The following is a 13352-nucleotide window of genomic DNA, read 5'->3' on the forward strand; positions in this document are numbered from 1 at the left end:
ACATTTAAAATATGCTTATGAAGCATAATTACTATCTCTTACTTTTTATATGCCAACTGGCAATATCACAAATGGTATTTGCTCAGCATGAAAATGAGTTGATTTATGAAAGTAGTCCATATCTATTGCAACATGCCAACAACCCTGTAGATTGGTATCCTTGGAGTGAAAAAGCATTAGACAAAGCCCAAAAAGAAGACAAGTTATTGATTATAAGTATCGGTTATGCTGCATGCCATTGGTGCCATGTAATGGAAGAGGAGACTTTTGAAGATACTACTGTTGCTAATTTTATGAATGAGTATTTTGTGTCTATCAAAGTAGATCGGGAAGAGCGACCAGATATTGATCAAATTTATGTAGATGCTAGTAGACTAATTACAGGTAATGCAGGTTGGCCACTCAATGTAATAGCATTGCCAGATGGTAAACCAATTTATGTAGTAAGTTATCTACCCAAAGATAAATGGATGAAAACCCTCGATATTTTTTCTAAAGGGTTTTCAACAGAAAGAGCCAAGTTAGAAGAGCAGGCTGCCATGATTACACAAGGTGTAAAAGAATTAGCTTACATTCAGGAAGACCCTACTGAGAAAAATGTTAACATGGAGATGTTAAATTCCATGTTTGAAAACATGCAGTCTCAATTCGATTTTCAAAATGGAGGCTTGAGTGGTTCACCTAAATTTCCAATGCCTGTTACTTTAAGCTATTTGCTAGAGTATTACCATGCAACGAATGATGCTGCTGTATTAGAATTTGTGACATACTCATTAGATAACATTGCTTTAGGCGGTTTGTACGATCATCTTGGTGGTGGTTTTGCCAGATATGCTGTAGATGAAGCTTGGGAAGTTCCACACTTCGAAAAAATGCTTTATGATAATGCACTACTGGTAAAATTGTATACCAATGCTTATAAACTCACAGGAAAAGCGCTCTATAAAAATGTAGTGAATGAGACCCTAGCTTTTCTGTTAAGTGAGATGAGAGATAGTGAAACCGGTTTGTTTTATAGCTCTCTGAGTGCCGATAGTGAAGGAGATGAGGGGAAATTTTACACATGGACTTACAAGGAATTGGTAGAAGTACTAGGGGAGCCAACACCAGAATTTTTAGCGTATTTTCAAATAACTAAAGAAGGTAACTGGGAAAAAGGACAAAATATACTTCGCATTGCAAGTGAGCAGTACATTGATCAAAAAATTCAAAGGTTCAATAAGGAAAAACAACTTTTACTAAAGAGTAGAGCAAGCAGAGCATATCCAGAAATAGACGACAAGCAACTTACCTCATGGAATGCTTTAATGATCGAAGCCTTGGCAAATGCATACAGAACTTTTGGAAACACTGCCTATCTAAAAGCCGCTGAAAGTAACACTGCTTTCTTAATGCAACACTTTGAAAAAGATAAAAAACTAATCAGAAATTATAAGGAAGGTAAAGTAATTTCTGCATTTCTAGATGATTATTCTTACCTCATCAATGCATCTATAACATTGTATCAGGCAACTTTTAATGAGGTTTATCTCAACTATTCAAAAGAGCTGGAAAGTTATACAGAAAAGCATTTTAAAGATGATAAATCTGACTTGTATTATTACACGCCAAATGATGGTAAAGAATTGGTTTCCAGACAAATGGAGCTAAGAGATAATATTTTACCTGCATCAAATGCCATTATGTGTAAAAATTTACAACTTTTAGGTTGGTATTTTGACGAAGAAAAATACCAAGAGCAAGCCGAAAGCATGATGAGCCATGTAATGGAAGATATGCTTGAAAACGGAATACATTATGCAAGTTGGGCATCATCTGCTTTGTGGATAGCAGAAGAGCCTTTTGAAGTAGCAATTGTAGGAGAAAACTACAAAATTCTTACAGAAAAATTAGACAAGGAATTTCATCCGAATATAGTCTTTTTTGGAGGTAAAAATGAGGGTGTTTTACCATTTATGCAGTACAAATTGATAGAAGGAGAAACGAATATTTATGTGTGTAGAAAGAAAATTTGTAACAGACCTGTAAAAGAACTGATTCAGGCTAAGAATATGCTCAAGTAGTGAAAATCAAATCTAAAATAAGAAATTACCAATTATGTAAATTGTGTTTTGATCAGGTAATATCTGTTTTTATTCTCAATAATTTTAACTAAACTAGTAACAAAATGCATGTTTATGCCGGAAAATGGCAATAACAGGCAAAAAGTCAACCTAAAACTGCAAAATATGAAGAAGAGTTTTACTATCATCATCTTACTTTTAGTGTTTTGGTCTTATGCAGACGCCCAAAAACTTTTCACACTACTAAGCCAGAAGAAAACAGGAATTGACTTTATAAATAAAGTAAAGGATGACAAAGAAAAAAGCATCCTTATTTATGCAAACTATTATAATGGTGCTGGTGTTGGTGTTGGCGATTTTAATAATGATGGTTTGCAAGATATATATTTTGCGGGCAACCTTTCAGGTGATGAGTTATTCTTGAACGAAGGGAATTTATCCTTTAAGAATATCACTAAAAAGGCAGGAATTAAAGATAATGGAGGTTGGTCTTCAGGAGTAATAATTGCTGATGTTAATCAGGATGGTTTTTCGGATATTTATGTTACTAGAGAATTGTATGATGAACCCGCAGAACTGAGAAAGAATAAATTATATATAAATAATGGTGACCTAACTTTTACTGAATCTGCTGAAAAGTATGGTTTAGATGATGACGAACGCTCAAGAAATGCTTCTTTTTTCGATTATGACAAAGATGGTGATTTAGACATTTTCTTATTAAATCATCCACCAAATCCGGGAAATTATTCCGAGTTAAATGGTGCGGAATTACTGAAAGAAGAATATAGTCCAAGGCTTTATAGAAATAATGGGCCAGATCAGAAATTTTCAGATGTAACAGAAGAAGCAGGCTTACTCAGAGCAGGGTTTCCTAATAGCGTGGTTACCTGCGACTTAAATAAAGATGGTTGGATGGATATCTATGTGGCAAATGATTTTACCGCACCAGATTTTCTATATATGAATAATACTGATGGCACTTTTACCGAAATTGTAAAAGATGCGATGGGGCATATTTCATTTTACAGTATGGGAGTAGATGCGGCAGATATCAACAACGACTCTTGGCCAGACCTAATGGTGGTCGATATGGTTGCTGAAGATAACTTCCGATTAAAAGCCAATATGAGTGGGATGGATCCAAGTAAGTTCTGGAAAGTTGTGGCAGATGGAGGCCACTATCAATACATGTATAATACCCTTCAACTGAACAATGGAAATAATCGATATAGTGATATTGGCCAGATGACAGGTATTTCTTCAACAGATTGGAGTTGGTCTAACCTCATTGCAGATTTCGATAATGATGGTCTGAAAGATATTTATGTTACCAATGGATTGTTACGCGATATTAGAAATAGCGATGCAGAAAAAGCTTTTCCAAAATATGTAACAAAAAAGATAAACGAATACATCATGGCACATCCCAATGACCCAAATGTGACTAAGCTAGATGTAATCGATATTGATGAAGGACTAAGTTTACTACCATCTGTTAAATTGCAAAACTATGCATACAAAAACAAAGGAAATCTGGAGTTCGAAAAGGTAATGGATGAGTGGGGTTTAGATGAAAAAACATTTTCAAATGGTGCATGTTATGCAGATTTAGACAACGACGGTGACCTTGACCTCATCATCAATAATGTAAATGAAAGAGCTTACATTTATCAGAATAATGCCGAAACCAAAACTACAAATAACTATTTGAGAGTAAAGGTAAAAGATGGCAAGAACCAATTTCTTTTTGGTACTCAAGTAGAAATCGAAACAGAAGGTGAGAAGCAATATATCGAATACACAAATGTAAGAGGTATCTATTCTACCAGTGAGAATGTAGCACATTTTGGAATCGGTGAAACTAAAAAAATTGACATATTACGCATTTATTGGACTGATGGCTCAATTACAGAAAAACATAATGTAAAGGCTAATCAGCTTTTAGAATTCGACAAATCAGAAGAAAAAACAAAACAATATAAAGTAGAAACTCCAGAAGCAATCTATCAGAATCTTACTTCTGATGCATCTATTGACTTTGTACATCAAGAAAATGATTTCGACGATTTTGAAAAGCAAGTTTTACTTCCTCATAAAATGTCGCAGTTTGGCCCTGCATTGGCTGTTGCTGATGTGAATGGCGACGGAATAGACGATTTTTATGTTGGTGGTGCTGCTAACCAAGCAGGAAAAGTATACATCCAAAATACAGAAGGTATTTTCTCTTCTAAAGATATTATGCCACTTTACGATAAGGCTTGTGAAGATGTAAATGCCTTGTTTTTTGATGCTGATGGAGATGGAGATATGGATTTATATGTGGCTAGTGGAGGAAACGAACATGAAGAAGGCCATGCTTTATACCAAGATCGTCTGTATTTAAACGACGGGGCAGGTAACTTCAAAAGAAACTCTAAATCTTTGCCTAAGCTTGTAATTAGCAGTGGTAAAGTAATCGCTCATGACTACGACAAAGATGGAGATCTTGACTTATTTGTAAGTGGCAGACATAAACCTCAATCTTATCCTGAGCCGGTTTCGAGTTATTTACTTGAAAATGAGGGCGGTATTTTTACGGATGTAACTGAAGCAAAAGCACCGGGTTTAATCAATATTGGTATGGTGACTGATGCTGTTTGGATGGATATAGAAAATGATGGCTCAACAGAATTGATTTTAGCTGGTGAGTGGATGTCTTTACAAGTTTTTAAACAAACTGCTGGAAAGTTTGTAAACCAAACCGATGCATATGGACTCAATAACACAACTGGTTGGTGGTATAGTTTAGAAAAAGCCGATTTAGATAATGACGGCTATGAAGATTTAATTGTTGGTAATCTTGGCTTAAACTATAAATACAAAACCACACCTACAGAGCCATTTGATGTCCACTTCTACGATTTCGATAGTAATGGCTCTAAAGATATTGTATTAGGTTATTATAATGATGGGACTCATTTTCCTTTGAGAGGTCGTTCTTGTTCATCGCAGCAGATACCTGAAATAAAAAAGAAATTTACTTCTTATAATTTATTTGCCGCAGCAGAACTAGAAGAAGTATATGGAGAAAACAAACTAGAACATGCTTTACATTACGAAGCCCAAACTTTTGCCAGTACAATCTTTAAAAACGATAAGGGAAAATTCACTCCTATTAAATTACCGATAGAGGCACAAATTTCCACGATTAACGACTTTATCTTCGATGATGTTGACAAAGATGGACTGTTAGATATTATACTTGCAGGTAACTTATATGTTGCAGAAGTGGAAACACCAAGAAGCGATGCAGGTATAGGTTTGCTCTTAAAGAACAAAGGAGACTTTAACTTTGAAGCAGTAAATGTACTTGAAAGTGGCGTTTTCCTTCCATACGATGTTAAACAGTTAGAATTAATTAAACTGGGTACAGAAAAATCTCCTGCATTTTTAGTTGGGGTAAATGATGGCCCACTACAATTACTTAAAAGAAAAATTAATGAAAATAGCAGTGGTAGATAATATTCAAAAATGCCTTGGTAAGACTTTATATTTAGGTCTTATTCTAGGCATTTTTTTCTTTAGTCAAAGTGTGTTGGCGCAAACACTAAAAGATTCTAATCCAGAATCGTATTGGTGTTACAAAACAAAAGGTAGTTTAAACATCGATGGCAAGCTAGATGAGAGCTCTTGGCAAGATGTAGAATGGAGTAAAGCTTTTGTAGATATTGAGGGCGATAAAAAACCAAAACCGTATTTCGAGACTAAGGTAAAAATGCTTTGGGACGACGAATATTTATACATCGCAGCCCAATTAGAAGAAACAGATGTTTGGGCTACTTACGATAAACGCGATATGGTTATCTTCCACGAAAATGATTTTGAAGTATTTATCGATCCAGATGGAGATACACACGAATACTATGAGTTCGAAATAAATGCATTAGGCACTTTCTGGGATTTAATGTTAGTAAAACCCTATAGAGATGGAGGTTACGGCCTTAATGCTTGGGATATTAAAGGATTAAAGAAGGGAGTTTTTGTGGATGGAACATTAAATGATGGAACAGACAAAGATAAATCTTGGACAGTAGAGTTGGCTTTTCCTTGGGAGGTGTTAAAAGAAGCTGCTCCAAAAGAAAGCAAACCAACTGCTGGAGATTATTGGAGAATCGATTTCTCAAGAGTGCATTGGAGAACCGAGTGGAAAGATGGTAAATATCAAAAAATTATCAATCCAGAAACAGGCAAAAATTATCCTGAATATAACTGGGTGTGGTCGCCACAAGGTGTAATTGCCATGCACCAGCCAGAAACTTGGGCTTATTTGGCTTTTTCTTCTGAAGAAGCTGGTACTAATAAACCAGAAAAAGTATTTGAAATACCAGAGTCAGAAAATATTAAAATGTTCCTAAGAAAGCTTTATTACACTCAGAAAGAAAATATGGATAAGAAAAATAAATTCATTTCTGATAAAAAAGCTTTAGAAACTGCTGCTAAAAAATCTTTCGATACATCAGCTTACAACTATACTTTAACCGCAGGCGATTCATGGTTTAGATTTTCTGTAAAAAATGGAGATGAACTATGGGTAATTAGAGAAGATGGTAAAGTATGGAATGAAAACCAGAAATAATTTTTTTTAAGTAAAGCATAGTTTGATGGACAAAAGAAAATTTATAAAGAACCTTGGTAGCTTAGGTTTAGGTTTAGCAATGGCACCGACCATTACACAAAAAGTATTGGGAGTACCTGCAGCGCAAACTAAAAACTGGATGTGGGTAAGACCAAATTCTTCTTTTACAGAAGAAGATTGGAAAGCTAAATTATCAACAGCGAAAGATGCTGGTATAGATGCTATTTTGGTAGAAGTTTACAATGGGAGCAATGCATTTTTCGATACAGATAGATTTCCTGTAAAAGAAAAATTATTAGAAAAACTTGGCCCTATTTGTAAAGAAGTAGGGATGGAATTGCATACTTGGATGTGGACAATGATTTGTAGAAATGATAAGATCATGAAAGAACATCCAGATTGGTATGCAGTAAACGGTTTAGGAGAGTCTTCTGTAGATAAGCCTGCCTATGTGGATTATTACCGTTTTATGTGTCCTAATCATCCAGAGGTAAGGGAGTTTGTACAAGAAAATGTGCGTTCACTGGCTGCATTCGATTTTGTAGATGGTGTTCACTTAGATTATGTGCGTTTACCAGATGTAATTTTGGCAGAAGCATTACAGCCCAAATACGATATTGTTCAAGATAGGGAATATCCTCAATACGACTATTGCTATTCTACGTATTGCAGGGAAGCTTTTAAAGCAGAAACTGGTATTGATCCACTAAAAGATTTAGAAGATCCATCGGCTAACAAAGCTTGGAGGGAGTTTAGGTACAACAGTATTAGTAGTTTGGTAAACGATATGTTGGTACCAGAAGCTAAGAAGAAAGATAAAATGATTACTGCGGCGGTTTTCCCTAACTGGCAAAATGTAAGGCAGCAATGGTATAAGTGGAAACTCGATGCATTTTTACCAATGCTTTATCATAGTTTCTACAACGAAGATTTAAATTGGCTTAAAAAGAGTACTAAAGAAAGGAAAAAGGACTTGATTTACGATCAGCCGATATACTCCGGATTATATGTGCCATCGCTAAAAGAAGAAGAGTTTGCCGAAGCTTATAAAATGTCTATGAAAGGTGGTGCAAGTGGCATTTCCTTATTCGATTTAGGTAGTGTGAAAGACGAATATTGGCCAATTTTAAAAGATATACTTACTTAAATTTACATTTTATTAGTACCGTTTATTGAAAAAACAGGAAATTAAGGGTTTTATGCCTTTGATTTCCTGTTTTTATTTATTTAATTAAATGTTATCGAATTAAAGATTTAATATTTCTTTTTATCAATTTTATGTTAAATTCAATCGAATAAATACCGAATTTTACTTTAATGCTAATCCAATATGAGCTTCGGGTATACTGAAATGAATGCAGATTCTCCAGTTATAGACATTCAGGTAACTGAAAAGTGCTGTTGGGAAGGGTGGGAAGAAATAGTTGAAAAGATTAATGTTTTTTCTTCTGCTATAAAGAAAGAGAAAACAATTATATGTTTAGAGTGCTATCCTGGAACCTACGAATCTGTTAATCTCAATGCGCTTAAAAATGGATTAAACCCTAGTGCGATTTGTCTTACCAATGATCTTTTTAAAGATGAAAAAGAGATTAAAGAAATGGTAGACAAATACATTCCAGAAAAGGGTATTTTTGGTAAAGTTGCCAGCCTAAGTATTGAAGACTTCTTTCAGAATAAGAAGAAACAATCCATTCTAAATAATATTGGTCAGATAGATTCAGGCACAATTCTGATCTATGGAGTAGGGGCATCGCACATATTCGATCCAGATATTCTTATTTATGCGGATATGTCTTTGTATGAAATTCAGCAGAGATTTAGAAGAAAAGATATTGCAAATATTGGTCTCCGCAATCAAGAGGAAGCCTTTTCGAAACACTTTGCCAGAGGTTTTTTTATAGACTGGCAAATTGGAAATAACATCAAAAAAGAAGTATTAAAAAAAGCGGATTATATTCTAGATACCAATAATTGGCAAAGACCAAAAATGGTAGAAGGTTCTGTACTTCGCGAGGGACTTTCTGTAGCTGCACAAACGCCTTTTATACAAGCACCATTTTTTAACCCTCAGTTTTGGGACGAACCAGAACAGAAAAATCAAGAAGAAGATTTTTACTGGTATTACAGTTGTGTGCCAGAAGAAAATAGCCTTTTGTTCAAGTTTGGAAATGTATTGTTTGAGTCGCCAGTAGTAAATGTAATTTACCTATATCCTAAAAAAATACTGGGCAAAACAGTATATCATATTTTTGGTGCAGAACTACCACTAAGGATGAAGTTTGTTGATTCTGTGGATGAGAGTGATAATGAAGTCTTGCTACAGGTAGATCCTGATACAGAGCAGAAAAAAACAATTTTTGGTTTCGACTGTAAAGGGGAAGAAAGCTATTATGTAATGGCTGCCGAAGATGGTGCCAGTATGTTATTCGGACTTAAACAAGGTACGAGTAAAGCAGATATATTAAGAGTACTAGAAAAGAAAAAGCCAGAATTTGCAAAGGTGTTTAATAAAATTCCTGTAAAAGAACATCAGCATTTTACTGTACCTGCCGGAATGCCATATTGCACTGGCTTTAAAAGTATACTTTTAAAGATTGGCATTTTCACAGATTTTCTAAATTTTAAGCTTTGGCAGAAAAACACAAATTTAGTTTCAGTTCAAGAGCAGGCAATGCATAGAGGTTTTGCTTTAGATACCATCGCTTTTGATGAGGATATCTATAATACTGAAATACATGTGAATCAGTCAAGCAAAATTGCAGAAGGTGATGGATGGGTTGAAGAACAATTGGGTAAAACAGATCACAAGCTCATTAGACTTGTAAGACATACATTTACTGCTCCAGTTCTTCATAAAACAGATAGCAATATTCAGGTAATTAATTTAGTGAAAGGTAATAAAGTAAAAGTGGAGAGTCCTACTGGGGCTTTTCAGCCTTTTATGGTGTATTATTCACAAACTTTTATTGTTCCTGCTTCAGTGGATGAATTCCGCATTCTTCCTTTAAATCAGGAAAACGATGAGGAATTCATCACACTAAAGGTTTTTATCAGGAACTAATCTATTTATTCTTTAGCATCCAATTTCAATGAAGAAGGATTTCTAGACATTGAAAAAGGTGCATTTTCTGGTTTTGTACCTCTGCTCTTGTTAGGTTCAGCACTCATATCAAAAGTGATAGAACCACCTTTTAGCAAGTCGAAATGGTTAAAATAGTTTTGCTCATATTTCTTTCCATCTCTTTTAACTCCATCAACATATACATTTTCAGTACCGTTGTTATTAGCTGTAATATCCAGTTTTTTACCATTTGGCAAAGTTAATTCTACCTTGTCGAATAATGGGCTACCAATTACATACTCAGGAGTTCCCGGACATACAGGGTACATTCCCATAGCACTAAATACAAACCATGCAGAAGTTTGTCCGTTGTCTTCGTCACCGCAGTATCCATCAGGATTAGCAGTGTAAAGTTTGTTCATCACTTTTCTGCTGTAATACTGAGTTTTCCAAGGTTCACCACTGTAGTTGTATAGGTAAATCATATGCTGGATAGGTTGGTTACCATGCGCATATTGTCCCATATTCATAATCTGCATCTCTCTAATTTCGTGAATTACGAATCCATAGTAAGACTCATCAAAAACAGGAGGAAGGTTAAACACACTGTCAAGCATCTGGCTAAATTCTTTTCTACCACCCATTAGGTTTGCTAGTCCGTCTATATCATGAAAAACAGACCATGAGTAGTGCCAGCTATTACCTTCAGTAAATGCATCACCCCATTTAGTTGGGCTAAAAGGAGCTTGAAACTTACCATCCTTGTTTTTTCCACGCATTAGTTTGCTTTCAGGATCGTACAAGTTTTTGTAGTTCTGAGAGCGAGAAGCGAACAATTCAATTTCTTTTTTAGGTTTCTTTAATTCCTCAGCAAGTCTCATTATCGCAAAGTCAGCATAAGCATACTCTAAAGTACGAGCCGCATTTTCGTTGATATTTACATCATAAGGAACATAACCTAATTCATTATAATATTCAGCACCGAAACGACCTACAGAGCTTACTGGACCTTTACCTTTCGTGTTTTTTAGGATTGCTTCGTAAAGAGTTTCAATGTCGTAACCACGAATATTTTTAAGGTAAGAATCTGCAATTAATGAAGCAGAGTTTGAACCAATCATACAGTCTCTGTGACCAGGAGAAGCCCATTCTGGTAACCATCCACTTTCTTTGTAAGTGTTTACCAAGCCTTCCATAATGTGGCTATTTAACTCAGGATACATAAAAGTAAAGAATGGGAAAACTGCTCTAAAGGTATCCCAGAAACCATTGTCTGTAAACATGTAACCCGGTAAAACTTTACCATTGTAAGGGCTATAATGGATTACTTTTTCGTTAGCATCAAACTCGTAAAACTTTCTTGGGAAAAGTAATACTCTGTAAAGGCATGAGTAGAATATTTCTAGGTCTTTTACATTTTTGCCTTCTACTTTAATTTTATTTAACTCAGTTTCCCAAGCAGTTTTTGCTTTGCTTAAAGTAGTCTCAAAACTATCGTTACCGATTTCTCTGTTTAAGTTAATCTCTGCTTGCTCTGGACTTACAAAAGAAGAAGCTATTTTCATTGTAACTTTTTCTCCTCTTTTGGTTTTAAAACCAATTACTGCACCTGTATGCTCTGCTTCACTTTCTTTGTTGGTAGAAAGTACGCTGTCTTTCCAAGTGTAAGTCATAGTGAATGGCTTATCGAAAACTGCTACAAAGTAGTTTTTGAAGTTCTCAGGTACACCACCGTGATTGTTAGAAGCATAACCAATGATCTTATTTTCTTCTGGAATTACTTTCACCATTGAGCCCTTGTTAAAAGCATCAAGAACTACAAAAGACGAATCGTTTTCTGGAAATGTAAACTGGAAATTTGCAGCTCTTTCAGTAGGAGCTACTTCTACGGTTACATCATAATCAGACAGATAAACTTGATAGTAATGTGGCTTAACTATTTCGGCCTTGTGAGAAAACCAAGATGCTCTGTCTTTCTGTTTGTATTTAATTCCACCAGTTACTGGCATTACAGAAAAAGCTGCATAGTCATTTATCCAAGGACTTGGTTGGTGTGTTTGTTTGATACCATTAATTTGGTGATCGCTGTATTTGTAAAACCAGCCATTGCCCATCTCACCTGTTTGTGGAGCCCAAAAATTCATACCCCACGGTGTAGCAATAGCCGGGTAAGTATTTCCATTTGATAATAAAAATTCAGAATCGGTACCCATTAAAGGGTTTACATATTCTAGAAGTGATGTTTGTTTTTGCTGTGCTAGCAATACAGTGCTTAGTAAAATGCCAGCTAAGCTTAAGGTTAATCTTCTGTTAAATAAAAAATACATAATGATAAATAGGTTGGTAATTATAAAATTTATGATGATCAGAGTTGCAACAACCTAAAAATAGATTGCCACTATTTATTTTTAAAATATGCTAATTCTGGTTTTTCCTGAAGATTTCTCGATATAAAATCGACACGTTGTTTTACACATGCAGCTGTTCTGCCGGCATCTTCAGGGGTGTTTTTTACATAGTCTAATAATTTGGTAACTGTAGTAGTAGCCACATGCATACGCGTATCTGAAGAACCATAATAAATAAATACATCACCATTTTCTTTAGCTATCCATCCATTACTAAATAGCACATTAGAAACATCTCCCACTCTCTCAATACCTTGTGGAGCCATAAAATGCCCACCTGGTTTATAAATTACTTTGCTTGGTTCTTCTAAGTCACACATAAAAGCGTAAAGTACATAGCGTAATCCGGCTGCGGTTTTTCTAACACCATGTGCCAAATGTAGCCAGCCTTCATCAGTTTTGATTGGGGCAGGGCCTAAGCCATTTTTTACTTCTTTTACTGTATGATATATTTTTTCGTCGATTAAAATTTCGTCTTCAATTACTGCATTTTCAATTGAATCGCACATTCCCCAGCCAATGCCACCACCTGTTCCGGTAGAAATAAAACCATCCATTGGTCTGGTATAAAATGCATATTTACCATTTATAAATTCTGGGTGTAATACGCAGTTTCTTTGTTGTGCAGATTTGGTTTTAAGATCTGTTAAACGCTCCCAGCTTACAAGGTCTTTTGTACGTGCAATGCCACATTGTGCATTTGCTGCTGAAGTATCGAAAGGAGCTGCATTTATATCTTTTCTCTCTGTACAGAATAATCCGTATATCCAACCATCTTCGTGTTTAACCAACCTCATGTCGTACACATTCATATCTGGATCATCTGTTTCAGGCATTACAATAGGGTAATCCCAGAATCTAAAATTATCAACACCATTATCACTTTCTGCAATGGCGATAAAGGATTTTACATCGTTGCTTTCAACTCTACAGGCCACCAGATATTTACCATTAAATTCCATAGCACCAGCATTGAAAACGGTATTGATACCAAGCCTTTCCATAAAAAATGGATTGCGGGTTTCATTAAAATCGTATCGCCAGAAAATAGGAGTGTGTGCAGCTGTTAAGATGGGATATTTATATCTTGTAAAAATTCCGTTTCCGGGAAGTTCTTCAACGTTTTTTCTTGTAATCAGTTCTTCATATTCTGTACTGAGCTTAGTTAACCTACTTTCAAAACTATCTTGTTTCATTAT

General features: G+C 35.2%; 7 protein-coding genes. 5 read left to right on the forward strand and 2 right to left on the reverse strand.

Features of this window, described 5'->3' with window-relative positions:
* Positions 1-17 precede the first annotated feature (17 nt).
* From OQ292_RS38865 to OQ292_RS38885, 5 genes are all read left to right on the forward strand, one after another.
* Positions 18-2063: a thioredoxin domain-containing protein gene (locus OQ292_RS38865; RefSeq protein ID WP_284689578.1), complete on the forward strand. Its 2046-nt coding sequence runs from the start codon at positions 18-20 to the stop codon at positions 2061-2063.
* A gap of 165 nt (positions 2064-2228) precedes the next feature.
* Positions 2229-5567, forward strand: a complete 3339-nt coding sequence (locus OQ292_RS38870) for a CRTAC1 family protein (protein WP_284689579.1) — start codon at positions 2229-2231, stop codon at positions 5565-5567.
* Positions 5545-6681, forward strand: a complete 1137-nt coding sequence (locus OQ292_RS38875; protein WP_284689580.1) for a carbohydrate-binding family 9-like protein — start codon at positions 5545-5547, stop codon at positions 6679-6681. The genes OQ292_RS38870 and OQ292_RS38875 overlap by 23 nt, the downstream gene beginning before the upstream one ends.
* A gap of 25 nt (positions 6682-6706) precedes the next feature.
* Positions 6707-7828, forward strand: coding sequence for a glycoside hydrolase family protein (locus OQ292_RS38880; RefSeq protein WP_284689581.1), 1122 nt, complete (start codon positions 6707-6709; stop codon positions 7826-7828).
* Between the two features lie 183 nt (positions 7829-8011).
* Positions 8012-9745 carry a DUF8485 domain-containing protein gene (locus tag OQ292_RS38885; protein WP_284689582.1) on the forward strand — a complete coding sequence of 578 codons (1734 nt, stop codon included), beginning with the start codon at positions 8012-8014 and terminating at the stop codon, positions 9743-9745.
* 5 nt (positions 9746-9750) lie between these two features.
* Here OQ292_RS38885 and OQ292_RS38890 read toward each other — a convergent pair whose 3' ends face one another.
* Complete coding sequence (locus OQ292_RS38890; RefSeq protein ID WP_284689583.1) at positions 9751-12072, reverse strand: GH92 family glycosyl hydrolase; 2322 nt, start codon at positions 12070-12072, stop codon at positions 9751-9753.
* A gap of 71 nt (positions 12073-12143) precedes the next feature.
* Complete coding sequence (locus tag OQ292_RS38895; RefSeq protein ID WP_284689584.1) at positions 12144-13349, reverse strand: glycoside hydrolase family 130 protein; 1206 nt, start codon at positions 13347-13349, stop codon at positions 12144-12146.
* Positions 13350-13352: the final 3 nt, after the last annotated feature.

This window comes from Chondrinema litorale, assembly GCF_026250525.1.
GTDB classification, from domain to species: domain Bacteria; phylum Bacteroidota; class Bacteroidia; order Cytophagales; family Flammeovirgaceae; genus Chondrinema; species Chondrinema litorale.

Bases quoted from the DNA above. Each gene is read 5' to 3' on its own strand.
- OQ292_RS38865 (WP_284689578.1), top strand. From the start codon at position 18: ATGAAGCATAATTACTATCTCTTACTTTTTATATGCCAACTGGCAATA.
- OQ292_RS38870 (WP_284689579.1), top strand. From the start codon at position 2,229: ATGAAGAAGAGTTTTACTATCATCATCTTACTTTTAGTGTTTTGGTCT.
- OQ292_RS38875 (WP_284689580.1), top strand. From the start codon at position 5,545: ATGAAAATAGCAGTGGTAGATAATATTCAAAAATGCCTTGGTAAGACT.
- OQ292_RS38880 (WP_284689581.1), top strand. From the start codon at position 6,707: ATGGACAAAAGAAAATTTATAAAGAACCTTGGTAGCTTAGGTTTAGGT.
- OQ292_RS38885 (WP_284689582.1), top strand. From the start codon at position 8,012: ATGAGCTTCGGGTATACTGAAATGAATGCAGATTCTCCAGTTATAGAC.
- OQ292_RS38890 (WP_284689583.1), bottom strand. From the start codon at position 12,072: ATGTATTTTTTATTTAACAGAAGATTAACCTTAAGCTTAGCTGGCATT.
- OQ292_RS38895 (WP_284689584.1), bottom strand. From the start codon at position 13,349: ATGAAACAAGATAGTTTTGAAAGTAGGTTAACTAAGCTCAGTACAGAA.